Source organism: Agrobacterium tumefaciens (assembly GCF_005221325.1).
Taxonomy (GTDB): Bacteria; Pseudomonadota; Alphaproteobacteria; order Rhizobiales; family Rhizobiaceae; genus Agrobacterium.
This window is the reverse complement of record NZ_CP039888.1, coordinates 722,132-746,776: the sequence shown is the minus strand read 5'-3', so window position 1 is coordinate 746,776 and position 24,645 is coordinate 722,132. Positions and strand designations below refer to the sequence as shown.

Genomic DNA, 24,645 nt, shown 5'->3' with positions numbered 1-24,645 from the left:
CGATGTTTTACCAGAACCGGCACCGCGTAATGTCTCCGCAATTATGCCCGCGTAGCGTCACCCTCAACGAAACCCCACTCCCCCGGTTTCGAAGGATTGGCGCTGCAACGGATATGATCATGAAAAAGATTCTTAACGTGAAATTTCAGAAAAAACTGCTCGCCGCGGCGCTCTGCCTGACGGCGGCCGAGGCGGTCTGCACGCCTGCCTTCGCCGCCGATCTCGGCAAGTCGGACCGCATGGCCGATCCGGGCGCGGGTTTCGACAATGCCCGCTACAGCAATTCCAGCGAGTGGAAAATCACGCTCGGCGTCGGCGCGGCCTATGCCCCGAAATATGAGGGTTCGGACAAGCTGGAAGTAGGCGCCGTACCGCTGGTTTCCGTGGCCTACGGGGATTTCCTCAACATCGATTTCAGCGGCGCAACCGTCAATCTCCTGAACCAGAACGGTTTCAGGCTCGGCATCACGGGTGGCTGGGAAGGTGGCCGCAAGGAAAAGGATGACCGGAAGAACCTGCGCGGTCTGGGCGACATCAAGGCCGGTGGCGTGGTCGGCGGCGTCATCGCCTATGGCGTCGAGCCTTTCGAAATCTACGCCAAGGTGGACAAGACCATCGGCGGCAGCGAAGGCCTGATCGCAACCGTCGGCGCGAGCGTTTCGCACAAGATCGACCAGTTCATCCTCGGCGCCGACCTCTCCGCCACCTGGGCGGACGACAACCACATGAAATCCTATTTTGGCGTCACCTCGGCGCAATCCGCCCGCTCCGGCCTGCGCCGCTATGATGCGAAGGCCGGTTTCAAGCGCATCGATGCCACCGCTTCGATCTCCTACATGATGACCGAAAACTGGACGGTGACGGGGATGGGTGGTGCCGGCTTCCTGATTGGCGACGCCAAGGACAGCCCCCTGTCGAAGAAGGATATCCAGCCCTTCGCAATGATCGGCATGTCCTACACATTCTGAGCCGCGAAATCGGGCCATGCACCGCCGGGCGTGACGCTTGTTGCCCTGAGGAAGCGTCCCTGTCCCTTACGCCTCCTCACCCAGTGAAGCGCCGCACGGCGTTTCACTGGGGCTGCCCGGTTTCGCGGAGCCGGCAGCCGGCTCCAGCAAACCCTTGTAAGCAACGACGAGACCCGCGAAGGGCAAGGAAATTTCGACGTCGAAACAAAAACGACCGTCCGCTTCAGCCTCGAAGCTTACGCCCCTCGGCAGAAGAAAGCCGGGCAGCGGCACACCCAGAAGGTGCCATCGCCGTGGCACGAGAGCCAGCCGACCACCATCGATCACCAGCGCCAGAGCAACGGTGACGAAACCGAAGCGCTCCGCCAGCAAATATTGATCCTTGCCTGTTCCGGCCGAAAGCATGGACGAGAAGCGTCTGCCGTCGAAATTCCGTATCCAGCGCTCCGCCCCCTTTTCCGGTGTGAAGGCAACGCTCACCGGCACCCGCTTTCCCGCCGGCGGAAAGCGGAGAGCCGCGGAAATCATGCGCACCAGCACGCCTTTTCCGCGTCGTATGTCTGCAACGCCACGCCACTCTCGCGCTTCATTGCTGTCGTGCAGCTCCCGCACAGGCGGCGGCAAATCATCGAAGGCCGGGCCGAGAAGCCTGTAGAACAATGGCGCGCCGGGTTCTTCTCTGCGAAACCCCGTGAAGATGGTTTTGCTGTGAAAGAGCAGGTTATAGTCCGTCAGTTCCAGTGCGCCAGTGCCGGCGCGTGCACCGGGCAGCGGGCGCTCACCGCTCAGCATCTTGCGGATAAGGGCCTCGATCGCCATGGAGGGAATGTAGGGGCCGTCATCACCTTCGGCCAGAAGATGCCAGCTCATCTCCACCGGCTTGCCCGACGCCCTGCCCTTTGCGCGAACGAACATGCCGCCGCGATGTTCGCCAAAGCGCATGCGGTTCAGCACGGCATGAAAGAGCGGTGACAGCGGCGCGAATGAAGGAAGGCCGAACCGCGCCCTCACCTTCGCGAGAAGATTCAACATGCGGTGCAGAAATTCCGGAACCGGGCCGGCACCCATCCATAGATCCGTCATCGACGGATGTTCGGGCGGGATCACCTGCAGATCCGGTACGTCGACCAGCGAAAAATGAATATTGCGCAGCGGCAGCCTGCCGGGCACGGCCACGGTGAAACGCATGCTTTCCGCAAGACCGATGCCGTGCGCCAACCTGCCATGTCGCCAGAGCTTGATCGGCGCACCGGCATAACCCACGACCGCACGCATGACGTTGAGACCGATCCCGGCATAGGGGGATGGCGCTATGCCGCCCTCGACAGTGGCGATCTCCATGGTCTTTGCCATCTCGCGCAGCACAGCCGCTGTCAGCACCGGGAAGCTGCTGACGCCGGACAGTACAAAAATACCGGCAGCTTTGGCCCGCGCGTCGAACCGGTTCACCCCGAAAACGAAATCGGCGGCATCGGCAAAATCGAGATAGTCGGTTCCAGCGTCGATGCAGGCCTCTATCACGGCGTAACAGGCGTCGCCGTAATTCTGGAACGGCCCGGAGGCATCGACCACGAGATCGGGTTTATGGATGCGCAAAGCCTCGGCGATATCACGCCGATCGAGCATCAGAGGACGCAGTTGCGCCTCTCCGTGCCATCCAGCACAAAAGGCCTGCGCCCGCGCAAGGCTGCGGCCGCAGACAAGAATTTCAATGCTGGAAATATCGGCCAGCAATTCCGTCAACCGGCCGCCGAACACGCCATAACCACCGAGAATCAATATTTTCATCACGTTGCCATCGCATTTGTGCCGATGCCGGGATTGCTTGAACGGGTAGTCCTCACCTTGCTCAAAGAATCCGGTCCCTGTATTCCGGCGGCGCCACCCAGCATTGTTCACGTTTTCCGAACCAGCGGTAGCGGTTGCGGGCAAAGCAGCGATAGACGGGATCGCGCAAAAATGCGGGAATGATCCGCAAGACGAACACCAGCCGCCAGGGCATACCGAGCGCCTCGTAGATGCTCAGGACGGCGTCGCTGTCCTGTCGCATCCTGTCGCCATCGACAACGAGCATGCTGACGGGATTTTTCGGGTCCATGCCGTAACGCCGGTAGATTTCCGTGCCGACAGCGCCCTGCATGGAGGCCAGCCGGAAATGGCCCGCCCGGTCATGCCGCAGCACGAATTGCGCATTGGCAGAACACAGAACACATTCGGCGTCGAACAGGATGATCGGTTGATGCCGGCCGTTCGCCGAGGGAAATATACCTGTCATCCGTCACACGCCCTTTGTCGATTGCTGTGCAACCGACGAATAAGTTCAGCAATAATGCTTACAACTATTCTTCCGTTCGTCTTTCAATTCAATCTCAAAAGACAGTTATTTCCCGAAGGCAGAAGAATTTCTGCGTGAATATCGGCGGGTTCTCGCAGATCGCTCGACTTAAGGCTTTGAAATGGGGAAAACCATCGAAATGGTCAGTCCCGGACAGGCCGTATTGGTGGCATCCGTGTCCGAGAGCACCAGCGATCCGCCGTGCAGCTCCATCACGGCCTCAACCAAAGACAGGCCAAGGCCCGTGCCCGGTTTGGAGCGGCTCTCATCCAGCCGCACGAAACGCTTCAGCACCTCGCCGCGCTTGTCGGCGGGAATGCCGGGACCATTATCGGCGACGGAGAGCACAATCGCCTCCGCCTCCTTCACCAGACGGACGACGAGTTTTTTGTCGCCCTCGCCTTCGCAGGCATATTTCATGGCATTGTCGATGAGGTTGGAAAGCGCCTGCCCGATCAGTTCGCGATTGCCCTGCACCGAAAGGTCCGGCTCTATCTGCGATTCCAGCGCAAGGCCGGCATCCTCGGCCACCGGCTCGTAGAGTTCGGCGCTGTCAGCGGCAATCGCCGACATGTCCACATCGGTCATTTCGGCGGCAATCGAGCCTGCCTCGACGCGGGAGATCATCAACAGCGCGTTGAAGGTGCGGATGAGCTGATCGGATTCCGCGATGATGCCTTCAAGAGCGGCGCGCCGTTTCGTCTCGTCATTGTCATCAAGTGCTGCGGCCGCCTTGTTGCGAAGCCGCGTCAGCGGTGTCTTCAGGTCATGGGCGATGTTGTCGGAGACTTGCCGCAGGCCCTCGTTCAGCTTTTCGATGCGGCCGAGCATGGCATTGAGCGAGCCGGACAGCCGGTCGAATTCATCGCCGGAGCGGCCCTGCGGCAGGCGCTGGGAAAGGTCGCCGGCCATGATCTTCTTGGTCGCCGCGGACATGCGGTCGATGCGCTTCAGAGCATTGCGGCCGATGCCGAACCAGATGAGCAAGGCACCGCCGCTCATGATCGCAAGCGCCACCATCAGCGCATTGCGCACCAGGGCCCGGAACTTTGTCGGCTCGCCGAGATCGCGGCCGATCAGGATGCGCAGGCCATTGTCCAGCATGAAAACATTGGCGGTGGCGAGATGCTGCACGCTGTCGCCGCTTTCGGAATAACGCTCGTAACGGAAGGGGAAACCCGTCCAACCTTCCTTGTCGAAGACGCCGGGCTGTACGGAGGCGACGTTGCCGGCAAGGATTTCGCCATTCGGGCCGGCAATGATGTAAAGGCTCGCGCCCGGCTGGCGGGCGCGGCGCTCCATCATCCTCAGCAGTGGATTGATGCCGCCGCGATTATAGATGCGCTGCACATCCGAGACTTCCTGCAGAACGGCATCACGCGTCTGCTGGTTCAGCAGCCGTTCCGACAGGGCGGTGACGTAAAAGACGAGGAAGGCGGCGCAGAGGGCGAACAGCAGGATATAAAGCGCCGAGAGGCGCACCGCCGTCGATCTGAACAATATTCTGAGGCGGGCCATTTTCGCCAATCAGCCCTCGTCCTTCATCATGTAACCAGCGCCGCGAATGGTCTTCAAGAGCGGCTTCTCGAAGTCCTTCTCGATCTTCGAGCGCAGGCGCGAAACATGCACGTCGATGACATTGGTCTGCGGGTCAAAGTGATAATCCCAGACGTTTTCCAGAAGCATGGTACGGGTCACCACCTGGCCGGCATTCTTCATCAGATATTCCAGCAAGCGGAATTCGCGCGGCTGCAGCAGGATTTCCTTGCCGCCACGGCGAACGTCATGCGACAGCCGGTCGAGTTCGAGATCGCCGACGCGGTAGATCATGTCCTGCTCGGGTTTGCCCTTGCGGCGGCCCAGCACCTCGATGCGCGCAAGCAGTTCGGAAAAGGCATAGGGTTTCGGCAGGTAATCATCGCCGCCGGCGCGCAGGCCCGTCACGCGGTCATCCACCTGACCCAATGCGGAAAGGATCAGCACCGGCGTCTCGATGCCGCGGCGGCGCAGCTCGCTGATGACGGAAAGCCCGTCGCGGCGCGGCAGCATGCGGTCGATCACCAGCACGTCGTAGGAATTCTCACAGCCCATGAACAAACCGCTCTCGCCATCGCTGGCGTGATCGGCGACAATCCCGGCTTCGCGGAACGCCTTGGTCATATAGGCCGCAGCCTCGAGGTCGTCTTCAATGACAAGAATCTTCATGTGCGGGACAATAGCGCCGTCGCCCTTTTCGACACAACCGGAAACAGATGCGACAGACATTTCCTGAACCTTGTTTTCCATAAGGTTTCCTCCGAAGACCTGGTCATTGGCACCATCGCACTTCAAGACCGCTAACCGCCTTTGGATCGGGCGGGTGCCGCTTGTTTCTTCTCCCCGCCGGGGAGAAGGTCGCGGCAGTGGGATGAGGGGGGCGGCGTTGGCGACGGGCTGAGAGGTTACCCCCTCATCTGCCCCTTTCGGGGCATCTTCTCCCCCTCGGGGAGAAGAAACGGGCCGCGACGCCCTGCCATGCTCAACCGCCCATCACAAGTGCGAGATACGACGCCGGCTCCGAAAAGAACCGGCGTCGCCTTTCAGCTTATCAGCCCTGGTCGATATCCAGAGCGATGAAGCGGCTGCCGTCATCCGTCTGGATCTGGAACAGCGCCTTGGAGCGTCCGTCCTTCTTGGCCTGCTCGAGGATCTTCTCGATATCGGCTGCGGAAGCCACCTGCTGGTTGTTGACCGAGGTGATCTTCTCACCCGTCTTCAGGCCACGGGCAGCGGCATCGCTGTCGGGGTCGACATCGGTGATGGCAAGGCCGTTGCCGTCATCGGAAGGGGATACCGTCAGGCCGAGGCTCGACAACACCTTCTCGCTGGAAGACTGGCTGCCCTTGTCGTCGTTCTGGGTTGGTGCCGACTTCGAGGCTTCATCGCTGGTGAGATCGCCGAGCGTCACCGTCACGGACTGCGACTTGCCGCCGCGCCACAGTGAGATTTCGACCTTGGCATTGGGGGCCATGCCGCCGATGCGGCGCGAGAGGTCGCGGGCATCCTTGACGGGATCGCCGTTGACGGCGGTGATGATGTCACCCTGCTTGATGCCGGCCTTGTCGCCCGGCGAGCCGGACTGCGGCGAAACAACGAGAGCACCCTTGGCTTCAGCAAGGCCGAGCGATTCGGCGATATCCTTGCTGACGGGCTGAATCTGCACGCCGAGCCAGCCGCGCTCCACCTTGCCGTCCTTCTGCAGGTCGGCGATCACATCCTTGGCAACCGAGGACGGGATGGCGAAAGCGATACCGACATTGCCGCCGGAGGGCGAGAAGATGGCTGTGTTGATGCCGACCACTTCACCGTTGAGGTTGAAGGCGGGGCCACCGGAGTTACCGCGGTTCACGGCAGCGTCGATTTGCAGATAGTCGTCATAGGGGCCGGAGCCGATATCGCGGCCGCGGGCCGAAATGATGCCCGAGGTGACCGTACCGCCGAGGCCGAAGGGGTTACCGACGGCGACGACCCAGTCACCTACGCGGATCTTGGTGTCATCGGCGAATTTCACATAGGTGAACTTGCGGTTCACATCGACCTTCAGAAGCGCCAGATCGGTGCGCGGGTCGCGGCCGACGAGCTTGGCTTCGAGTTCGGTGCCGTCATTCATCACGACCGTGTAGGCGGAACCGTCGTCAACGACGTGGTTGTTGGTGACGACATAACCGTCTTCGGAGATGAAGAAGCCGGAGCCCTGGGCAACAGGGCGCAGCGGACCCTTGCCGTCACGGTGACGGTTCGGACCACGGTCGGAGCGATCCTGGTTGGGGCCGCCGAATTCCTTGAAGAAACGCTTCAGCGGATGGTCATCCGGCAGCTGGTCGAGGCCGCGGCCGCCGAAATTGAAGGAGAAGTTGCTGGAATCGTCGGAAGCCGGCTGCACGTTCGACTGCACGCGAACGGAAACGACGGCGGGCGAGACGGCATCAACCACATTGGCGAAGCTCGGAACCTGCGGTGCGGTCACTTCGACGGGGGCGGCAAAGGAGTGGAGGATCGGTGCGGCGATACCCGTCGACAGCATCAGCGCCGCGAGGCCGCCAACGGTCGTGGCCTTCAGGGCCGTCTTCAGCGAGGCCGTCTTCAGCGAGGAATGGCCGTTTTGCGAATGAGACATGGTGTACCTTCTTTCTTCATTCAGACTGAAACCCGTGTGACCGGGGAAGCGGTGGATGATGAAGATATAGGAGGCAACACCTTACGGCGAAGTGTCTGAGGAATGAAAAATCCGTAATGTTGAAAAAGAACCGAAGACGAAAATGAAATCAGGTTATTTTTCAATGAGATTGCGAATGCGCGCTTCTTCATCCGCACTCAGTTTTTGTGGGCGTTCCTGAGTGGCGCGGCGGCGCGAAAACACGACGACGGCGAAAATCCCGGCAAGGGTGAGGCCGATGGGCGCGCCCCACAAAAGCACGGTGCGCAGGCTGAGACGCGGCTTCAAGAGCACGAACTCGCCGTAACGCGAAACGACATAATCGATGACGGCCTTGTCGCTGTCGCCCTGAACCAGCCTTTCGCGCACGAGGACACGCAGGTCACGCGCCAGCTCGGCATTGCTGTCATCGATCGACTGGTTCTGGCAAACCATGCAGCGGAGCTGCGACGTGAGGTTGCGGGCGCGCTGTTCCAGCACGGGGTCTTTGAGCACTTCGTCCGGGTTGAAGGCGATAGCGGGAGAAGCTGCAGCGAAGATGAGAGTGAGAAGAAGAGCGAGCCTTACCACAACCTCCCTCATTCCGCCGCCTCCGGCATCGCCGTCCGGACCGGCTTCGCCTTGCGGGTCGGCGCACCCACCCGCAACCGTCTGTCGGAGAGCGAGATCAAACCGCCCGCCATCATGAACAGCGTGCCGCCCCAGATGCAGAGGATGAAGGGTTTCCACCAGATACGAACCACCATGCCGCCATCGGCCATGGGGTCGCCGAGCGAAACATAAAGCTGGCTGAGGCCGAAGGTCAGGATGCCGGCTTCCGTCGTCGGCATGCGGCGGGCGGTGTAAAGCCGCTTGGACGACCAGACGTCGGCCACCTCCACACCCGCCTTACGCACGGTGAAATGGCCGCGATCCTCGGTGAAATTAGGGCCAACGGCGTGGCGGATGCCGTCGAAGGTCAGGCTGTAACCGCCCGCTTCCGCCACCATGCCCTGTCTCATTTCCAGAACCGTTTCGGTCTCATAGGTGGTGACGATGACGATGCCGAGCACGGTGATGCCAAGACCCATATGCGCCAGCGCCGTACCGAAGGCCGAGCGCGGCAGGCCTTTCAGGCGGCGGAACGCGATGCCGAAGGCCAGCTTGCCGAAATTGGCGCGATACCAGAGATCGGTGAGCGCCCCGAAGATCAACCAGAAACCGGCGGCAATGCCGAGCGCTGCCAGCACCGGACCGCCATTTTCAACATACCAGAGCGCCAGCCCGGCAAGGGCTGCAATGGCGGCAGCCACATAAAGCCGCTGGAAGGCTCCGAGAAGATCGCCGCGCTTCCAGGCCAGCATCGGCCCAAATGGCGTGACGATCAGGACCGGGATCATCAAAAGGCCGAAGGTGAGGTTGAAGAACGGCGCACCGACCGAGATTTTTTCACCCGTCAGGGTTTCGAGAATGAGCGGGTAAAGCGTGCCGATCAACACCGTGGCGGTCGAGACCGTCAGGATCAGGTTGTTGAGGACGAGCGCCCCCTCACGCGAGATCGGCGCGAACAGGCCGCCGGCCTTCAGCGTCGGTGCGCGCCAGGCAAAGAGCGCAAAGGCGCCACCGATGAATATCGTCAGAATGCCGAGAATGAAGATACCGCGGCTCGGGTCGGTGGCAAAGGCATGTACGGAGGTCAGAACGCCGGAGCGCACGAGGAAGGTGCCGAGCAGCGACAGCGAAAAGGTCATGATCGCCAGAAGCACGGTCCAGATTTTCAGCGCCTCGCGCTTTTCCATCACGAGCGCCGAATGCAGCAGCGCGGTGCCGGCAAGCCACGGCATGAAGGAGGCGTTTTCCACCGGATCCCAGAACCACCAGCCGCCCCAGCCGAGTTCATAATAGGCCCAATAGGAGCCCATGGAGATACCGGCGGTCAAAAAGGTCCACGCGGCGAGCGTCCAAGGCCTTACCCAGCGCGCCCAGGCGGCGTCGATCCGGCCTTCCAGAAGTGCTGCGACGGCAAAGGAGAAACAGACGGAAAAGCCGACATAACCGAGGTAAAGCAGCGGCGGATGGATGGCGAGGCCGAAATCCTGAAGGATGGGATTGAGGTCCTGCCCTTCGGCCGGCACCCGCTCCAGTCTCAGGAAGGGGTTGGAGGTGAGCAGGATGAACAGCAGGAAGGCGACGGAAATCCATGCCTGTACCGCAAGCACATTGGCCTTGAGCGTTTCCGGCAGGTTGCGGCCGAAGGCGGCGACGAGCGCGCTGAAAAACACCAGAATGAGCAGCCACAGCAGCATGGAGCCTTCGTGATTGCCCCACACGCCGGTCAGCTTGTAGAGCATCGGCATCAGCGAATGGGAGTTTTCCCAGACGTTGCGCACGGAAAAATCCGAAACGGCATAGGCGCGCGTCAGTGCCGCGAAAGACAGGCCAACCAGAAGGAACATCAAAACAGAGCCGATGGACGCGACGTCCATCAATGCGCGGTCGTTGCGGCGCGCGCCGATGACCGGCAGCGTCGAGACAATCAGCCCCACACCAAGCGCCAGAACGAGGACATAATGGCCGATCTCGTTGATCATCTGGTTGCTCCGGTTTTGTCGCCTGAGGCGGCGCTGACCGCGGGCGTTGCGGCGGCGGGTGCCGCTCCCTCAGCGCCCTGCTGCCACAGGCCCTTGTCCTTGAGCCGGTCTGCCACTTCCTTCGGCATGTAGTTCTCATCATGCTTGGCGAGCACGCTGTCGGCCACGAAACCATGGGTGGCGGCATCGAACATGCCTTCGGTCACCACGCCCTGCCCTTCGCGGAAGAGATCGGGCAGGATGCCGGTATAGCTGACCGGCACGGTCGCCTCGCCATCCGTCACCGTGAAGCTGACCGTGCGACCCTCACCACGCTTGATCGAACCTTCCGCCACCAGACCTCCAAGACGGATGCGGGTGCCGGGGTTGACCGGCGTCTTTTCCAGATCGGCGGGCATATAGAAATAGGCGATGGACTGGCCGAAGGCGAACATGACCAACAGCACCGCCGCTACGATGAAGCTCATGCCGCCCCCGATGATCGCCAGCCGTTTCTGTTTGCGGGTCATTGCGTCACTCCCTGCGGCGCGGCATCCTTCTGGCCATCCATGCGGATCGGTCCGGCGGAAACGCCCAATTCCTTCGCCAGCGCCAGAAGCTGCCTGCCCTTTTCACCCTCCGGCGGGAAAGCCTGCAGGCCGGCCCGCAAGGCTTCACCGGCCTTGGCCTCGTTCTTCAGCACGGAATAGGCGCGCAGGAGGCGCATCCACCCTTCGAAATCGGCCGGGTTGTCCTTCAGCTTGGCATCGAGGCTCGCCACCATGCCCTCGATCATCGCCTGCCGGTCGGTGGCCGTCATGTCATTGGCCGCTGCCATATCCTCAGCGCTCGGGCCGGGTGCGGCAGGGGTCGCTTCGCCGCCGGTCCGGGCAATATGTTCACGCACCAGCGGCAGCCAGGGCGCGCCAGCCGGCGCATCGGCCGCCAGCGCCGCAAAGGCCGCGCGCGCTTCTTCCGCCTTGCCCGCCTGTTCCAGCGACAGCGCCAGATAAAAGCGCGCGCGCGGATTGCCAGGTTTCAGCTGTTCGGCCTCAGCAAACGCATCCCGCGCCGCCTCGATGACGATGCCGTCATTGCCGGCCACCAGCGTTTCGCCAAGACCCGTCAGCCGTTCGGGGCTTGGTCCGAGAATACGAAGCGCGTTGCGATAGGCAAGTTCGGCATCGCCAAGCCGCAGCGTCTTGAAATAGATCGGCGCCAGAACATCCCAGCCGCCGCCGTCCTCCGGGTTCTGCGCCAGATGCCGCTCAGCCCGCGCGACCAGCAGGTTCATGTCGTTGCCCGGGTTTTCAAGACGTGCCTCGAGCGGCATGTCCGGCGTGTCCGGACTACCGTTCCAGATGTAAAGACAGAGCCCCAGCGCCGGCAGCAGAAGGGTGATGAGGCTGGCAGCGAGATTGTGCCGGCGCGGCCGGTCCTCTTTCGCCGTCACTTCTTCCGCTTCGGCGGCTGCAAGCAGGCGGCGGCCGATTTCGGCGCGGGCATAATCCGCCTCGATTTCGCCGATCAGGCCGGCGGCGCGTTCGCGGTCCAGTTCGGCCAGCTGGTCGCGATAAACGGCAACCTCACCGTCACGGCGCGTCTGCGGCGCCTCGGTCTTCCGCATCAGCGGGTACATCAGGACGATGGCGACAGCCGCCGTCAATATCGCAACGACAATCCAGAACATAAGGCTCAATTACTCGAATGCGCGGCACATGGAAACACGAAGCGCGGGGATGACGTGAATTTGAGACATCACGCCGCACCGCAGACCCCGTTTCGCTGTTCCGCCGTGCCTGTTCTTGTCACCGCGGAAGGCCCGTGACCTTGATTTACGTCAAACTGATCAGATCAGCGGAGACCAGCTTCCATCCTCATTGCGGCAGGCCGCGCCGCGCACCCTGGTGTCGCGCCCATCGACAGTGAGGGTATGGGAATATTGCCGGCAGTTCTGGTTGCCGACCTGATAGGGCGCATTGGCGACCACCTGACCCTTGACGTCATCACCGGCCCAGGTGACGGGCGTGCCGACCGGGGCTGTTTCCAGCGCCTTGTATTCCGCCTCCAGCGCCTTGGTCTGGTCGCCCCTGTCGAGCTCCACGCCGCTTTTCCCGACGATGCCGCCTTGCAGATTGGCAAGAAAAGGCGTGGAAGGCTGGGCCGAACGGCCGAACAGGCTGCCGCCAGCCGGGCGGGTGCCCGTGGTGGTGCAGGCGCTCAGCATCGAGACACACAGGATCGAGAGAAGTGCCGGGCGTGACACCAGCGAACGCATCGTCACGGAGCGACAGCCATCATACACGTCAACCAAACCCTGCTCTCTTTCCTACCGCATTGCACCCACTATGGTGCCATTGAATTTCTTGCCTTTTTTCTCGGCTCACGCAAGCTCTTTCGAGAGGCCGGGCAAAATCAGATCGGCTTTCAAGCCGCCGATGGCGCTGCGCGACAGCGAAAACCGGCCATGGTACTCTGACACCACCTCGGAAACGATCGACAATCCGAGGCCCGTGCCCGGCCGGCTCTCGTCAAGCCGGCGGCCGCGCTTCATCGCTTCGCTGATCTGTTCCGGCTCCAAGCCCGGCCCGTCATCTTCCACCGTCAGTTCCACCCAGGCGCGACGGGCGATTTCCGCATCGGAGGACGGGTGCGTGCCGGCGGCAAGCGTGACCACCACACGCGTCTGGGCAAACCGCGCCGCATTTTCGAGAAGATTGCCGACGACCTCTTCGAGATCCTGCTGTTCCATGCCGAGCACCGCGCCCGGCTGCTCGAAATTCAGCACAAACTGCTTCTCGGGGTTCAGGCGGCGCATCACCCGCACCAGCCGTTCCAGCGCCGGCTCCGCTTCCACGCGGGCGAGGATCGAGCCGCGCTGGGCGGCAATACGCGCACGGGAAAGATAGGATTGCACCTGCGCCTGCATGGCATCCGCCTGCGCCCGCACCAGATCGCCATGCTGCGGCTCCAGCGTGCGGGCCTCGTTGAGGAGTACGGCTATCGGCGTCTTCAGCGAATGCGCGAGATTGCCGACTTGCATGCGGGCGCGCTCCACAAGCCGGCGGTTGCTGTCAATCAGCGCATTGACCTCATTGGCAAGCGGCTGGATTTCGCGCGGGAATTCGCCTTCGAGGCTTTCCGCCTCCCCGCCCCTGATCTTGCCGAGCGCCACACGCGCCTGATCGAGAGGCCTGAGACTGTAGAGAATGGCAAGACCGTTAACGACCAGACTGCCGACACCGAAGACGGCCAACGCCAGATAAAGGCTGTTGGAGAAATCACGCACATCGTCTTCGACGACATTCAGATTGCCGGAAACACGGAAACGCGCCGCGCGCCCCTCACCGTCAAGCACGACTTCCGTTTCTGCCACGCGCACCTTGTTGCCGGCCTCATCGGTGACGGCATAAAAGCGCTCATATCTGTTGTCGAAGGGGGCATCGATAATGCTCGGCACCGGCAACGTCGACACGCCGAGCGAGGAGGACACCAGCGGCGCTGTCTGGAAATTGCCGAGCGGCTCCACCACCCAGTACCAGCCGGTATCGGGCTGCGAGAATCGGAGATCGCCAAGCTGCGGGCTGCCGGCCAGCGTATTCTCGTTGGAAATCGTCACTGAGTTGATGACGTTATAGAGCTGCGCCCGCAAAAGATCGGTGAAGCTGCGTTCCACCCCCTGCCGGTAAAGCGTCGAGATCACGACGGCGATCACCACCAGCGCCAGCGCCGACCAGGCAGAGGCGAGCAGCAGAACGCGGGCGGTGAGAGAGTTACTTCGCATCTGCCGGCGCTTGCATCCGGTAACCGAGACCACGGATCGTCTCGATCAGATCAACCCCGAGCTTCTTGCGCAAACGTCCGACAAACACCTCGATCGTGTTGGAATCGCGGTCGAAATCCTGATCGTACATGTGTTCGACCAGCTCCGTGCGCGAAACGACCTCGCCCATATGATGCATGAGATAGGACAGGAGCCGGAACTCATGCGAGGTGAGTTTCAGCGTCGTGCCGTTGACGGTTGCCTTGGAGGATTTGGTATCGAGCCGGACCGGCCCGCAGACCAGTTCGGAAGAGGCATGGCCGGCGGCGCGGCGGATGAGCGCGCGCACGCGGGCAAGCACTTCTTCCACATGGAAAGGTTTTGTGACGTAATCATCGGCGCCGGCATCGATGCCCGCCACCTTGTCGCTCCAGCGGTCGCGGGCAGTCAGGATCAGGACCGGCATGGCCTTGCCGGCCGCACGCCATTTTTCAACGACGGTGATGCCATCGAGCTGCGGCAGGCCGATATCGAGGACGATGGCGTCATAGGGCTCGGTATCTCCGAGATAATGCCCTTCCTCGCCGTCGAATGCCTGATCGACGACATAACCGGCCTCTTTGAGAGCATCGGTTAGCTGACGATTGAGATTGGCATCGTCCTCAACAACGAGAATACGCATTGTCCGCCCTTTCCTTCCGTCCCGGCCCGCGCGCGTGGCCGGTCATGCTAAATGTGTCGGATTGTTTTCCGATATTTCGGCGATGCGGGCAAGCTACATCGGCACGCGCATCGTTACCTTGCGCGGGCGCTCGCCATTACCTTGGACGAGAACGGTGACGACACAGGACTGACCGTCACCGGAAGGATAGACCGAAAGAAGCTGGCCGCCGGTTTCGCGCACAACGCGGGCGACGGCTGCGCCGCAATCGCTGGCAGCCAGAATGTAATGGCCCTGCAGATCAGCCTCGGGCGCCGTGAAACCGGAAAGCCCGGCTGCAAGCGTCGCAATGATGAGAGGTGATGCCATTCTACAAACTTCCACAAAAAACCGGGTGCGTCTCGAACCCTAGCGTGACCGAATATGTAGCGCAAAGCGTCTGAATGGCAAATGAATGCCGGCCCCGCCGCCGTGGTGCGTGGCGGGAACGGCGTTTTCGTAAGCCCCGTCAGCGGATGGAGCGGGTCGCCGAAAGGCGGCCGTAAAGTGCGATCAGACCGCCGATTCCGCCCACAACGGTCACCAGCCCCTCAGCGAGCTCCCCGTGCAGGCCAGCGGGCAGATCGAAGCCGGCAATGCTGAAAAGCGGTGCGAAAGCCGCAATCAGCGCGCCCCAGATCGTGCGGGATTGATACCATGCCTTGGTACTGTCCATAACCTCATCCTTTGCGTTGTTTTTCAGGCACATGTCAGAGCGGGAGAAGGGCCTGAGCCACTACCCCCAGCGGCACCGCGCGGCCGAGCTGACGGACACGCACGGAAATGTGATCCCGCGGCAGCGGGAAATCTGTGAGTTCGTCTGCGGCGGGGTAGAGCCAGAGGGGTTCCGGCACCTCCACCGCGCGGCGCACGGTCCCGCCGTCCAGCACCTCGACGCGATAAAGCTCGAAGGGCTCGTCCAGCGGAATGTCGCTCGCATCCCAGCCATCGGCCTCCAAGCGGCCGCGACGCTTCCATTTGAGGAGAACGCCATCCCTCCTGCGCTCGCCGGAAAGATGCACCGGCGCAAGCGGCGTCTGCGCCCGCATGCCTCCCTCAAAGGCAAACGGCCCGGCTGGCGTGCCCGCCATGCCGGCCGCTTCCGCAATCCAGTTCAGGCGTCGCCCGCGCTCGCTTGCGGCAAGACCGAGCGACTGGACCGCCGCATCGAGTACCATCACCGGAGCACCCTTCGGCGCGCCTGCGGCAAGCGCATCCTCCGTGCCGGCGAGCCCGCGAAGGAGCGCGGAGAGCCGCCAGCGTGACGGTGCGATTTCCTCCGCCCTTGCGAAGGCGACGATCTCCCACACGCCGTTTGCGGCCTTGATGGCGAGACGGTTCTCGCCATTCAGCACCGAAAGCTCTGCGGCTGACGACACTTCACCGGCAGGCAGATCGATCAGGATGGTATTGTTGCGGTCAAAACGGCCGGAGGGACCCGATGTCAGCTGCTGTGCCAGCGCGCCGATCATCGCAGGCCGGTCAAGCAGCACACGCTGGCGATACCCTTCCGTGCCTGATGATGAAGACACGACGATCGGCCGCCAGGGTTTGGCGAAGGCGGCTATCCGCGCCGATTGTTCCGGCGCAGCGCCATCGAAATACGGCAGATCGAGAAACAGCACCTCCGGGGCGAAACCTTCGGCGCCGCTTGCGCCGGCGCTGCGGCGCTCCTCCGCGCCGCCGGCGACGGCTGAAAAGGCCGGGGAAAAGGCCCGCGCCTCCACCTGCCGCACCGCGCCATCCTCGATGCGGCTGACCAGAAAACGTCCGGCCGGCGCCTGCGGAAAGGCACCCTCCGGCAGGCGGATGCAATCGCCGGGTTCAAGCGTGATATCGGCTGGCGGCAGGGCGAAACGCAGGCTACGCCGCGCCTGGCGGTTATCGCGCAACAGCGCTTCCACGGCCGCTTCCGCCGTTTCCGCCGGCAAAGCGGCGTTGAGATCGAGCCGCAGCACCCGGCTGCCGACATTGTCGATCCGGCGGGAACGGGCGCTCCCCTGCTCGTAGTCGAGCCCCGGGTTGAACGAGGTCAGCACGGCTTCCGCCGCGAAATCACTGTCATGGCCGCGATTTTCCGACCAGAGCGGCTGGTCCTCGATATCCGCCAGCACAGCGACATCGCGGACGGGCATAACTGCCGTGTTGCGGGAGCGGAAGCGCAGGGTTCCGCCATCCTCCACCACGTCCACCTGGAATGCCGCCATCAGCGGTTCCAGAAGGTTACGGGCCGAAGTTATGTCGCCCTGCACATAACCCGTCAGATCGCCGCTGACGGCCGAAACGTCGAAGGCGGAAAAGCCGTGATCCGTCAGGATGGCTGCGATGGTATCGGACAGTGTGGCCGTTCCCAGCCGGCCGTTCAGCCAGTGGCCGGTGCGCCAGTTTGCGCCATCGCTCCAGACTGCGCCATTCTGCGGAAAGGCAGGGAAAGGCCGCGCATCCCAGGTCCAGAGATAGATACGGTTCTTGTCCACCATCGCTGCCTCGCCTTTACCCCAATGCTCGAGATGCGCCTCCAGAAACCGCCGCTGCTGGCTGTCGGCACGGCTGCGGCGGGAAAAATAGGGAAAGGCATTTTCCGCCGATTTCGGATCGGGAAAGACATTGGGGCGCGTCGCACTCTTGTCCACCGCCGGGCAGCCGAGTTCGGTGAACCAGATCGGCTTGGAACCCGGTACCCAAGCCGTCGGTGTGGATTTTTCCACGCCGCGCACCCGGTCGTAGTGCAGGTTGCCCCACCAATTTCGCAGGTCCTTGTAGCGGAACACCCACGGCTTGCCCTTCACATCATCCGTTATGGGCGTGCGCCGCCGCGCCGCGCGGTCAGCATCGCTCACATAATACCAGTCGAAACCCTCGCCTGCCGTGATAGTGCGGCGAAACGCGCTCGCATCGCCCGGGCCGGTCATGCCATCGGGATTGCCATTGGCGGCATCCTCGTCGCGCCAGTCGGAAAGCGGCATGTAATTGTCGATGCCGATGGCGTCGATATCGGGGCTCGCCCAGAGAGGATCGAGATGGAAGAACACGTCGCCCGAACCGTCTGCCGGCTGGTGGCCGAAATATTCGCTCCAGTCGGCCGCATAGGTGAGCTTCACCGCCGGCCCCACGACGGCCCGCACATCGCCCGCCAGCCGCACCAGTTCCTCGACAAAGGGAAAGGCATCGTCCTGGTCTCGGAGCGCTGTCAGCCCGCGCAATTCCGAGCCGATCAGGAAGGCATCCACACCGCCAGCCCGCGCCGCAAGCGCCGCATAATGCAGCACCATGCGGCGGTAACCGTCCTCACGGTTGCAGAAGGCGGAAACCTGTGCCCGCGCAACAGCACTACGGTCCGGGGAGCCGCCCCTGCCGGATGCGGGAAAACAGGTGATGCGGCCGCGCCAGCCATAGGCGGCCTGCTCGCGATCGCCATAGGGGTCCGGCAGGCCGTTGCCGGCGGGCACATCCATCATCACGAAAGGATAAAGGCAGACCCGCAGGCCCCGGGCCTTAAGGTCTGCGATGGCCTGCAACACGCTGTCATCGTCAGGCGTACCGCCATAGGCCGGGCCGCCGCCATGATGGCTGACCAGATGCGCGTCACCACGCGAAACGCCGGCGACGGACCATGGCGTGGTTTCTCCATCGCGGCCCGCCACTTCCACGCCCGGCAGAATGCGGCACTCCCCCGCCCGCATATCCGTGCCGAACCAGCTCACCACCAGCGCGACGCTTTCCAGATTGGGGCAAAGCGCCTGCAATTCGTCGATCGCCGCCTGCCAGTCGGTCGCGGCGGTGAGATTATTGCGGTTCATGATGCGGCTCTGGCCGATGCCCGTGCGTTCGCTGACCTGCGCGGTGGCATAACCATGTTCGGTCGCGCCGGGAATGACGGTGATGGCGCTGATCTGGCGTTCGAGCTTTCCGACCGGCCGCACCACTTCGAACTGCATCAGCGGAATGCGATTGCCATAGCTCTCGAGCGGCAGACGTTCGAAGACGACATAGGCCAGCCCGCGAAAGGCCGGCGCGTTGCCTGCACCTTGCTTCGCCTCGATCAGCGGATCAGGCAATTGCGTCTCGCTGCCCGGATAAAAGCGCATCTCGACGCCGGTGAGATCAACTTCACGCCCATCAGCCCAGACGCGCCGCACCAGGGCCGCCTCGCCTTCGCACAGGCCGATGGCGAGATTGGCGAAATAGCGAAAACTCTCCACCTTCGGGCCGCGATTGCCCTTGCCGCCGCGCCGCTCAACCTCGACGCTTTCCTCGAAGCGCGTCGCCCAGATCAGCGTGCCGCCGACCCTTGCCGTGCCATAAAGCCGGTTTATCGCAGCGCCCTCATCCGCACCGGGAATACGCGCCGTCGAAAGCCGTGTGGCGGCTACCGTCCGGCCATTCGAGAGAAGCGCGCGGTCGATGGCATTGCCTGCCAATGCGCCAGCCGCCTGACCAATGATCGCGCCGACGGGGCCAAAAACGCTGCCGAGCGCCGCACCCGCCGCCTGAAAAACGATTGTCGCCATGTTTGCCTCGCAAAATTTCAGGGATCGGGAAACCGAAAAGTCCCGGCAATACGCCGCTTCCAGCCCGGCACGAGAGCCGACCGCACCACCGCTGCCTGTTCATACGCGTGGATGAAATGTTCCGGCCCGGCGAGGATGCCGAGATGTTTCGCCGCCGCATCGGCCCTCCAGCGAAATAGCAGCAGGTCTCCCGGCGCGGCCTCCGACATGCCCGAAAGCATGGTGAAGTGGCGCTTCGCCGCCGCCATCAGCCGATCCTCGCCGCCGCGTTCGGCCCAGTCCGGGGCATAGGGCGGCGGCAATTCCGGTTCGTGCCCGTAAAGTCCGCGCCAGACGCCGCGGATCAGGCCGAGGCAATCGCAGCCGACGCCCTGCAACGAGGCCTGATGCCTGTAGGGCGTGCCGATCCAGCTTTCGGCCAACGCCAGCACTTTTCCTGCCGTATCACTCATGGAAACAGCACTCCGCCGTCATGGCTTTGACCACCGCTTGCGTAGGAGTAGGCAAAATCCGCCCCAGGCAGATGCGGGAAACCCCTGAAATTCAGATGATTGGCGAATTTCGCCTTGCAGGTGGCGAAACTCTTGTCGCAGCCGGCGGTCACGGAAAAGCAGTCTCCCGGCGACGGCATCTCTTCCGGCGCCAGCCAGAAAGAGAGAAGCACGCCGCCGTCACCCCGCTCGTGGCCGTCGAGATCGAAACCTTTGCCGGCGAGTCTGCCGGTCAAAAACCCAAGCTTGCCCCGGCTGAAGAAACCCTCGGTAAAAGCATCGAGCCCCGAGACCAGCAGCTTGCCGGAAGCATCCACCGCCGCAACACTGCCATGGCCGGTCAGCCGCGTGAGATCGACGCCGCAACGCCCGTCGCCCAGCGCGGCATCGCAGCGCCGCCCATAGCTCCTGCCCTGCGGCTGGCCAAGGCGATGGGCGATGCTGCGCAATTCGGCGCGGAAGGCCCCGCCGGCCCGCGTCACCTCGCCGATCTCGCGCAGGCTGAGAAGCACATGCTGATCCGGCGCCTGCCAGTTGACGAGAAAAAGCTCCACCTTCGCGCCATCGAAACGCCCGGCGGCAAGATCCTCTTCGGCAATCGCCTCGCTCGAAAAACCACCAGACACCTCGCCGGCGCTCGCGCCAAGGCCGGTTTCGCCGTCGCTGTCGCTCGCGGAGAAACCGCTGGCGGCAAGATAGGATGTGCCGCCGAAGGACAGCGTCTCGTCATGATCGGTAAACCCCATCACGACGCCGTTTTTCAGCATCACCCGCCAGCAATGGCAGGTGGTCGTGGCGTCCGCTTTCAGATGATCGGCAAGGGCAGCGGGCATGATCTTCATGGCAGGATTTCCATCAGTGGAATGGAGGGAATGCGGCCGGCTTCAAAGGCGGTCACGTTGATGTCGATACGGTCGATAGCGAAGCGCACCGGCACGTCGAATTCGAAACCGGCGCGGATCGCCGCACCGGCAGGCGGTGCCCGCCCGGCCCGGAATGTCACCATGCCGCTCGCATGATCGACCGAGAGATCGGACGATGCGGCCTTCACCCCCTCGACCGAAACGATGACCGACCCTTCGATCGGCTTATCGATCCGCCGGGAAAACGAACCACCGGCATCGGCATAGGTCTTCAAGAGCTGAAAACCCGTCGTCACCCCGTCGCCGGTGCCGATCCTCTGGTCGGTCGCAGCGGGTGTCTCTCCCGGCGGGCAGGATTTGAAATCCACCGGATCGCGAAAGCGGAAACCGTAAAGCTCCCCGCGCCGCGCCTCGAAAAAGGCCATCACCTCGTAGAGATCGGCGACGGAGCGAATGCCGGAGCCGGCATCATAGGCGCGCCTGGCATTCCGCCAGCGCTGATTGCGGTTCTCGCGGCCGTTGGAAAGATTGACGATATCGGTGCGCCGCACCGGCCCGCCGCTGACGCCGAGCGCCAGCCGCAGCGGAAACCGCACTTCATGAAATGCCGCCATGTGGTTGTTCCTGGATTCGTTTTGCTGGTTGGGACGTGGGAGACGCGGGGAACTCCCGCGTCACAATCCCCGTTGGCCACGCCCGACGCTGCGCGCCAGCATGGCGGCGATCTGCCCTTCGCTTTTGCGGAAACTCGCCGCATCGGTGGCCGTCACGTTAAAAACGATCTGCGCCGCGCCCCCGCCCGAGGGCGCTGCGACACCCAGCGCGCCATCCGACCCGCGCTTCAGCGGCAGGATTGCCTCCGCCCCCGCTTCCCCCATCAGGCCGAGCCCCCCACCCATCGGGAAAAAGGCGGGGCTGGAGACGACCCCACCCTCCGCAAAAGGCGTGATGGCCCGCCCCGGCACTCCGCCATCGGCAAAGGCGAAGAGCGAACCGCCGCCATTCAACAACCCGCCAACGGCGTTGCCGATCATGTTTTCCAGTGGTTTCAGCCCGGCCGAAAGCGCAATGCTGGACAGCCGCTGCCCCAGCCCGCGCAACACATCGTCCAGCCCCTTGCCGCCCGTCGTCGCCGCCTGCAAGGCAGAGGTCAGCGCCGCCCCGAACCGCTCCGAGCGCCGTTCGAGATCACCCATCACCTCGGAAAGCGCTTCGGCCTCCTCGCGATTCTCCGCAATCGATCCTTCACCCGCCATCGCGCTTGCCTTTCTGATTCAACTGGGGAATGCATGGTGCTGAAACAGCTTTTTAAAAACCGATTGCTTCAGCCCAAGTCCTTTTAAAACCCAACTTCATGGGTTATGGTTCTCATGGTCACCGTTCTGCGCCAGCATGGCATGCGTTTCGTCATCTACACGGCCGATCACGAGCCGCCGCATGCCCATGTCTATGGAGAGGGTGAAGCCCGTATCGATATTGTCCGCCTCACCGTTCTCACGCAGGGCGGCATGTCGGACCGGGACGTTCGGCGCGCCCTTGCCGTGATCGAAGAGCACCGGACGCTGTTTTTGGAGACCTGGAGACGATATCATGGTTGATGTCAGCGATACCGAACTCGCCGCCGCCAAGGAGCGCTGGCAAAAGGAGCGCGCAGGGCGCCCCATTCCCGTCTCCGTGCGTTTCGAAGCGACATCGGCGCGGGTCATCGTCGATTTCACCAATGGCGCCTGCTTCATGTTTCCGGCGCGGGCGCTGGAAGGTTTGCAGGACGCCACGGCGGAGCAGCTCGCCGAAGTTGAACTTCTCGGCGAGACTGGCCTGCATTGGGAAAGCCTCGATGTCGACTATACGATCGCTGGCCTGATGGACGGCATTTTCGGCAGCCGCACCTTCATGGAAGCCCAGCGCAAGGGCGGGCAATCCCGTTCTCCGGCCAAGACGGCCGCCAGCCGCGCCAACGGTGCTAAGGGCGGCCGGCCGCGAAAGATGCCCTGACGTCATCACCCATCCGGAAACCGCCGCATCATCGCCTCCATCGCCTGGCGATCAGGGCCGTGCGGAACGGCGTTGCCGCCCGTCATCGCGAAGAACTCCCTTGGAGTCAGCCGCCAGAAGGTTTCGGAAGAAAGCCGCAGCAGGCAGAGGCCGGCATGGATGACAGCCGGCCAGGGAAAGGGGCGTTTTGCCGCCTCGCCTGCTGCGGCATTCAAGGGCCCGGTATTGGATCACCTTTGAAGCCGCCGAAGGTGGCGGTCAGGAGATCGGCGACGATTGCGGCGTGACCGGCAATGCCGCCTTCCACCGTAGCAGTGGCGACATCCTCGTCTGAAAACACGTTGCCCGCGCCGCGCAAACCCGCGCCGATGACCCGGATCATGTCGGCGGCCTTCATGCGGCCGCTGGCGAAACGCTCGGCGAGTGCGGTGAGGTCATCGGCTGCAAAGGCGGTTTCGAGTTCGGCGAGCGCGCCGAGCGTCAGGCACAGGATGCGCCTCTCGCCGTCGATCAGCGCCTCGATCTCGCCGCGATGACGGTTCGCCCGTCCGTAACGCAAACGCTCAGGCATCACAGTACTCCGAATGTGAGAAGACCGGCGGATTCCAGCGCGATCTCGAATTGCACCTCGCCATCGTGGCGGCCCGAATATTCAAGCGCCACGATCTGGAACGGTCCGGCAATGGTGCCGAAATCGGGAATGACGATCTGCCAGCCTGGAATGGTGCCGGCGAAAAACGCGCCGCGCACCAAAGCATCGCTTGCCTGGTCCTTGAAGATGCCGGACGCCGTCAGCGATGCCCGCTGCACGCCGGCGCCGGAGAGAAGCTCGCGCCAGCGGCCGGCGCTTTCAGCATCCGTCACATCGACCGCCTGCGCATTGAAGGCCAGCCGTTTTGTCCTCAACCCTGCCACTGTGACAGTGGCACCGGCATTGTCGATCTTCAGCAGCAGGTCCTTGCCCTTCTGCGCTACCATGTTGTTTCCTTTCATCCCGATTGCTGTTGCGGGGGTGCGGCGGGCCTGCTACCAAATGGTTTCCTGCCCCTCGCACCCCGCGATCTCACCATGTCCGACGCCGCCCCCATGACGTCCCGCGTGCGCCTTATCGGCGTGCTGGCGCTTGGGCAGATCGTCAGCTGGGGCAGCGGTTTCGATATGCTGGCCATTCTCGCGCCACGGATCGGCAATGAACTGGCGATCGGCAACGAGATCGTTTTTGCCGGTCTCACCATCATGATGCTGATCAGCGCGCTTTGCGGGCCGTTGCTTGGCAGAATGCTCGTCCGCCGCGGTGCGGCGCCCGTGCTGGTGACCGGTTCCGTGCTCTTCGCCGCCGGTTTTGCCGTGCTTGCCTTTTCGGGCGGTGTCACGAGCTATCTTTTCGGCTGGGCCGTCATGGGTCTGGCCGCGACCTGCGGGTTGACGACGGCCGCCCATACGGCGGTGGTGGAGCGCGTCGGTGCGGAAAGCGGCCGATTGTTGACGCTTCTGATGCTGTTCACCGGCCTTTCAGGGGCGGTTTTTCTGCCCGTCACCGCGCTGGCGGAACAGTACTTCGGCTGGCGCGGCACGCTTGTGCTTTATGCCTGTCTGCAGATCTTCGTCCTTCTGCCGCTCTATCTCTTCGTCCTTCCCGGCCGTCCGGCCCGCAAGGAGGTAACGCGGCAGAAAGCCGACGCCCTTTCGCCATCCCCAGCCGATACGCGCCGCGCCTTTCTGCTTCTGGCGGCCATGACGACGATCAGCGCCTTTACGACCTTTGGCCTGTCGCCGCTGCTGCCGCTGCTCTTGGTACAGGCGGGTGCAACACAATCGTTTGCCGTGCAGCTGGCATCTGCACGCAGCCTGCTGGCAATTACGGCGCGCGGGCTGGATTTCCTGCTTGGAAAACGCGGCAACCCCTTTGTCACCGCCGCGATTGGCCTCTGTCTGCTATTCCTGTCGCTGCTGCTGTTGCTTGGCTTTGCCCCGGCCATGCCGTCCTTCATCGCCTTCATCGTGTTTTTCGGTTTCGGCGCCGGCGTGCTCACCGTCAGCCGGGCCGTGCTGCCACTTGCGGTGTTTTCGCCTGAGGACTATGGGCTTCAGGCTGCACGCATCTCTTTGCCGCAGAACCTCGCCATTGCCGTCGCGCCGGTCATTTTCACGCTGGCGCTGGATCGCGGCGGAGTGGCGGCCATGCTTGGTATCGCCGCCGTGCTGATCGGCATTTCGTTCCTACTGTTGATCGCTTTGTGGCGAACCGTGCGTCAACAAGGCTCCTGAAACAGCA

The 24,645-nt window shown here is 62.9% G+C and carries 26 protein-coding genes; 4 read left to right on the top strand and 22 right to left on the bottom strand.

What is annotated here, in order from left to right; genetic code table 11:
* Positions 1-113 precede the first annotated feature (113 nt).
* Positions 114-968 carry a MipA/OmpV family protein gene (locus CFBP5499_RS03960; protein ID WP_175416608.1) on the top strand — a complete coding sequence of 285 codons (855 nt, stop codon included), beginning with the start codon at positions 114-116 and terminating at the stop codon, positions 966-968.
* Positions 969-1,034: 66 nt separating this feature from the next.
* Here CFBP5499_RS03960 and CFBP5499_RS03955 read toward each other — a convergent pair whose 3' ends face one another.
* The 19 genes from CFBP5499_RS03955 to CFBP5499_RS03865 all read right to left on the bottom strand — a co-directional run bounded on the left by CFBP5499_RS03955 (position 1,035) and on the right by CFBP5499_RS03865 (position 21,631).
* Entirely contained in the window at positions 1,035-2,756 is a 1,722-nt protein-coding gene (locus CFBP5499_RS03955) for an SDR family oxidoreductase (RefSeq protein WP_080825500.1), read from the bottom strand.
* 61 nt (positions 2,757-2,817) lie between these two features.
* The gene (locus CFBP5499_RS03950; protein WP_080825501.1) at positions 2,818-3,243 is read right to left on the bottom strand and encodes a thiol-disulfide oxidoreductase DCC family protein; all 426 of its coding nucleotides are present in this window, start codon (positions 3,241-3,243) and stop codon (positions 2,818-2,820) included.
* 168 nt (positions 3,244-3,411) lie between these two features.
* Positions 3,412-4,821, bottom strand: a complete 1,410-nt coding sequence (locus CFBP5499_RS03945) for a sensor histidine kinase (protein WP_080825502.1) — start codon at positions 4,819-4,821, stop codon at positions 3,412-3,414.
* A 9-nt stretch (positions 4,822-4,830) separates the two neighbouring features.
* Complete coding sequence (locus tag CFBP5499_RS03940) at positions 4,831-5,589, bottom strand: response regulator transcription factor (RefSeq protein WP_080825503.1); 759 nt, start codon at positions 5,587-5,589, stop codon at positions 4,831-4,833.
* Between the two features lie 301 nt (positions 5,590-5,890).
* Complete coding sequence (locus CFBP5499_RS03935) at positions 5,891-7,459, bottom strand: Do family serine endopeptidase (protein WP_080825504.1); 1,569 nt, start codon at positions 7,457-7,459, stop codon at positions 5,891-5,893.
* Between the two features lie 153 nt (positions 7,460-7,612).
* Positions 7,613-8,080: a cytochrome c-type biogenesis protein gene (locus CFBP5499_RS03930; protein ID WP_080825505.1), complete on the bottom strand. Its 468-nt coding sequence runs from the start codon at positions 8,078-8,080 to the stop codon at positions 7,613-7,615.
* Entirely contained in the window at positions 8,077-10,068 is a 1,992-nt protein-coding gene (locus CFBP5499_RS03925) for a heme lyase CcmF/NrfE family subunit (RefSeq protein WP_080825506.1), read from the bottom strand. The genes CFBP5499_RS03930 and CFBP5499_RS03925 overlap by 4 nt, the downstream gene beginning before the upstream one ends.
* Entirely contained in the window at positions 10,065-10,577 is a 513-nt protein-coding gene (gene ccmE, locus CFBP5499_RS03920) for a cytochrome c maturation protein CcmE (RefSeq protein WP_080825507.1), read from the bottom strand. Before ccmE ends, CFBP5499_RS03925 begins: the two co-directional genes overlap by 4 nt.
* Entirely contained in the window at positions 10,574-11,737 is a 1,164-nt protein-coding gene (gene ccmI, locus CFBP5499_RS03915) for a c-type cytochrome biogenesis protein CcmI (RefSeq protein ID WP_175416761.1), read from the bottom strand. The genes ccmE and ccmI overlap by 4 nt, the downstream gene beginning before the upstream one ends.
* Before the next feature lie 159 nt (positions 11,738-11,896).
* Entirely contained in the window at positions 11,897-12,325 is a 429-nt protein-coding gene (locus CFBP5499_RS03910; RefSeq protein WP_080827407.1) for a hypothetical protein, read from the bottom strand.
* A 105-nt stretch (positions 12,326-12,430) separates the two neighbouring features.
* The gene (locus CFBP5499_RS03905) at positions 12,431-13,831 is read right to left on the bottom strand and encodes a sensor histidine kinase (protein WP_080825509.1); all 1,401 of its coding nucleotides are present in this window, start codon (positions 13,829-13,831) and stop codon (positions 12,431-12,433) included.
* Positions 13,821-14,492: a response regulator transcription factor gene (locus CFBP5499_RS03900; protein ID WP_003509815.1), complete on the bottom strand. Its 672-nt coding sequence runs from the start codon at positions 14,490-14,492 to the stop codon at positions 13,821-13,823. Before CFBP5499_RS03900 ends, CFBP5499_RS03905 begins: the two co-directional genes overlap by 11 nt.
* 93 nt (positions 14,493-14,585) lie before the next feature.
* Positions 14,586-14,840 carry a hypothetical protein gene (locus CFBP5499_RS03895; protein ID WP_003497070.1) on the bottom strand — a complete coding sequence of 85 codons (255 nt, stop codon included), beginning with the start codon at positions 14,838-14,840 and terminating at the stop codon, positions 14,586-14,588.
* 139 nt (positions 14,841-14,979) lie between these two features.
* Positions 14,980-15,186 (bottom strand): hypothetical protein, encoded by a 207-nt coding sequence (locus CFBP5499_RS03890; protein ID WP_233284173.1) that lies wholly within the window; start codon positions 15,184-15,186, stop codon positions 14,980-14,982.
* Positions 15,187-15,220: 34 nt separating this feature from the next.
* A complete protein-coding gene (locus CFBP5499_RS03885) occupies positions 15,221-19,021 on the bottom strand; it encodes a baseplate multidomain protein megatron (RefSeq protein WP_080825511.1) in 3,801 nt (1,266 codons plus the stop codon).
* Positions 19,022-19,038: 17 nt separating this feature from the next.
* On the bottom strand, positions 19,039-19,473 hold the full coding sequence (locus tag CFBP5499_RS03880) for an NlpC/P60 family protein (RefSeq protein WP_080825512.1): 435 nt from the start codon (positions 19,471-19,473) through the stop codon (positions 19,039-19,041).
* Positions 19,470-20,354, bottom strand: a complete 885-nt coding sequence (locus CFBP5499_RS03875) for a DUF2163 domain-containing protein (protein WP_080825513.1) — start codon at positions 20,352-20,354, stop codon at positions 19,470-19,472. The genes CFBP5499_RS03880 and CFBP5499_RS03875 overlap by 4 nt, the downstream gene beginning before the upstream one ends.
* Positions 20,351-20,989 carry a TIGR02217 family protein gene (locus CFBP5499_RS03870; protein WP_080825514.1) on the bottom strand — a complete coding sequence of 213 codons (639 nt, stop codon included), beginning with the start codon at positions 20,987-20,989 and terminating at the stop codon, positions 20,351-20,353. Before CFBP5499_RS03870 ends, CFBP5499_RS03875 begins: the two co-directional genes overlap by 4 nt.
* Positions 20,990-21,049: 60 nt before the next feature.
* The gene (locus CFBP5499_RS03865; protein ID WP_080825515.1) at positions 21,050-21,631 is read right to left on the bottom strand and encodes a phage tail tape measure protein; all 582 of its coding nucleotides are present in this window, start codon (positions 21,629-21,631) and stop codon (positions 21,050-21,052) included.
* Between the two features lie 114 nt (positions 21,632-21,745).
* Here CFBP5499_RS03865 and CFBP5499_RS03860 point away from each other — a divergent pair, with 114 nt between their 5' ends.
* Both CFBP5499_RS03860 and CFBP5499_RS03855 read left to right on the top strand, forming a co-directional pair.
* Positions 21,746-21,973 (top strand): DUF4160 domain-containing protein, encoded by a 228-nt coding sequence (locus tag CFBP5499_RS03860; RefSeq protein ID WP_080827408.1) that lies wholly within the window; start codon positions 21,746-21,748, stop codon positions 21,971-21,973.
* Positions 21,966-22,370 carry a DUF2442 domain-containing protein gene (locus tag CFBP5499_RS03855; RefSeq protein WP_080825516.1) on the top strand — a complete coding sequence of 135 codons (405 nt, stop codon included), beginning with the start codon at positions 21,966-21,968 and terminating at the stop codon, positions 22,368-22,370. The genes CFBP5499_RS03860 and CFBP5499_RS03855 overlap by 8 nt, the downstream gene beginning before the upstream one ends.
* Positions 22,371-22,375: 5 nt before the next feature.
* Here the strand turns inward: CFBP5499_RS03855 and CFBP5499_RS03850 are convergent, their stop codons facing one another.
* From CFBP5499_RS03850 to CFBP5499_RS03840, 3 genes are read right to left on the bottom strand one after another with little or no spacing between them, the layout of a single operon-like run.
* Complete coding sequence (locus CFBP5499_RS03850; RefSeq protein ID WP_080825517.1) at positions 22,376-22,585, bottom strand: rcc01693 family protein; 210 nt, start codon at positions 22,583-22,585, stop codon at positions 22,376-22,378.
* Positions 22,582-22,941, bottom strand: coding sequence for a gene transfer agent family protein (locus tag CFBP5499_RS03845; protein ID WP_080825518.1), 360 nt, complete (start codon positions 22,939-22,941; stop codon positions 22,582-22,584). Before CFBP5499_RS03845 ends, CFBP5499_RS03850 begins: the two co-directional genes overlap by 4 nt.
* On the bottom strand, positions 22,941-23,348 hold the full coding sequence (locus CFBP5499_RS03840; RefSeq protein WP_080825519.1) for a phage major tail protein, TP901-1 family: 408 nt from the start codon (positions 23,346-23,348) through the stop codon (positions 22,941-22,943). Before CFBP5499_RS03840 ends, CFBP5499_RS03845 begins: the two co-directional genes overlap by 1 nt.
* 90 nt (positions 23,349-23,438) lie before the next feature.
* On the opposite strand from CFBP5499_RS03840, the gene CFBP5499_RS03835 reads away from it, so the two are divergent.
* Positions 23,439-24,638 (top strand): MFS transporter, encoded by a 1,200-nt coding sequence (locus CFBP5499_RS03835; RefSeq protein ID WP_175416607.1) that lies wholly within the window; start codon positions 23,439-23,441, stop codon positions 24,636-24,638.
* Positions 24,639-24,645 lie beyond the last annotated feature (7 nt).

Excerpts from the sequence above, each read along its gene's own strand:
- CFBP5499_RS03960 (WP_175416608.1), top strand. The coding sequence starts at position 114 with ATGATCATGAAAAAGATTCTTAACGTGAAATTTCAGAAAAAACTGCTC.
- CFBP5499_RS03955 (WP_080825500.1), bottom strand. The coding sequence starts at position 2,756 with ATGAAAATATTGATTCTCGGTGGTTATGGCGTGTTCGGCGGCCGGTTG.
- CFBP5499_RS03950 (WP_080825501.1), bottom strand. The coding sequence starts at position 3,243 with ATGACAGGTATATTTCCCTCGGCGAACGGCCGGCATCAACCGATCATC.
- CFBP5499_RS03945 (WP_080825502.1), bottom strand. The coding sequence starts at position 4,821 with ATGGCCCGCCTCAGAATATTGTTCAGATCGACGGCGGTGCGCCTCTCG.
- CFBP5499_RS03940 (WP_080825503.1), bottom strand. The coding sequence starts at position 5,589 with ATGGAAAACAAGGTTCAGGAAATGTCTGTCGCATCTGTTTCCGGTTGT.
- CFBP5499_RS03935 (WP_080825504.1), bottom strand. The coding sequence starts at position 7,459 with ATGTCTCATTCGCAAAACGGCCATTCCTCGCTGAAGACGGCCTCGCTG.
- CFBP5499_RS03930 (WP_080825505.1), bottom strand. The coding sequence starts at position 8,080 with ATGAGGGAGGTTGTGGTAAGGCTCGCTCTTCTTCTCACTCTCATCTTC.
- CFBP5499_RS03925 (WP_080825506.1), bottom strand. The coding sequence starts at position 10,068 with ATGATCAACGAGATCGGCCATTATGTCCTCGTTCTGGCGCTTGGTGTG.
- ccmE (WP_080825507.1), bottom strand. The coding sequence starts at position 10,577 with ATGACCCGCAAACAGAAACGGCTGGCGATCATCGGGGGCGGCATGAGC.
- ccmI (WP_175416761.1), bottom strand. The coding sequence starts at position 11,737 with ATGTTCTGGATTGTCGTTGCGATATTGACGGCGGCTGTCGCCATCGTC.
- CFBP5499_RS03910 (WP_080827407.1), bottom strand. The coding sequence starts at position 12,325 with ATGCGTTCGCTGGTGTCACGCCCGGCACTTCTCTCGATCCTGTGTGTC.
- CFBP5499_RS03905 (WP_080825509.1), bottom strand. The coding sequence starts at position 13,831 with ATGCGAAGTAACTCTCTCACCGCCCGCGTTCTGCTGCTCGCCTCTGCC.
- CFBP5499_RS03900 (WP_003509815.1), bottom strand. The coding sequence starts at position 14,492 with ATGCGTATTCTCGTTGTTGAGGACGATGCCAATCTCAATCGTCAGCTA.
- CFBP5499_RS03895 (WP_003497070.1), bottom strand. The coding sequence starts at position 14,840 with ATGGCATCACCTCTCATCATTGCGACGCTTGCAGCCGGGCTTTCCGGT.
- CFBP5499_RS03890 (WP_233284173.1), bottom strand. The coding sequence starts at position 15,186 with ATGGACAGTACCAAGGCATGGTATCAATCCCGCACGATCTGGGGCGCG.
- CFBP5499_RS03885 (WP_080825511.1), bottom strand. The coding sequence starts at position 19,021 with ATGGCGACAATCGTTTTTCAGGCGGCGGGTGCGGCGCTCGGCAGCGTT.
- CFBP5499_RS03880 (WP_080825512.1), bottom strand. The coding sequence starts at position 19,473 with ATGAGTGATACGGCAGGAAAAGTGCTGGCGTTGGCCGAAAGCTGGATC.
- CFBP5499_RS03875 (WP_080825513.1), bottom strand. The coding sequence starts at position 20,354 with ATGAAGATCATGCCCGCTGCCCTTGCCGATCATCTGAAAGCGGACGCC.
- CFBP5499_RS03870 (WP_080825514.1), bottom strand. The coding sequence starts at position 20,989 with ATGGCGGCATTTCATGAAGTGCGGTTTCCGCTGCGGCTGGCGCTCGGC.
- CFBP5499_RS03865 (WP_080825515.1), bottom strand. The coding sequence starts at position 21,631 with ATGGCGGGTGAAGGATCGATTGCGGAGAATCGCGAGGAGGCCGAAGCG.
- CFBP5499_RS03860 (WP_080827408.1), top strand. The coding sequence starts at position 21,746 with ATGGTCACCGTTCTGCGCCAGCATGGCATGCGTTTCGTCATCTACACG.
- CFBP5499_RS03855 (WP_080825516.1), top strand. The coding sequence starts at position 21,966 with ATGGTTGATGTCAGCGATACCGAACTCGCCGCCGCCAAGGAGCGCTGG.
- CFBP5499_RS03845 (WP_080825518.1), bottom strand. The coding sequence starts at position 22,941 with ATGCCTGAGCGTTTGCGTTACGGACGGGCGAACCGTCATCGCGGCGAG.
- CFBP5499_RS03840 (WP_080825519.1), bottom strand. The coding sequence starts at position 23,348 with ATGGTAGCGCAGAAGGGCAAGGACCTGCTGCTGAAGATCGACAATGCC.
- CFBP5499_RS03835 (WP_175416607.1), top strand. The coding sequence starts at position 23,439 with ATGTCCGACGCCGCCCCCATGACGTCCCGCGTGCGCCTTATCGGCGTG.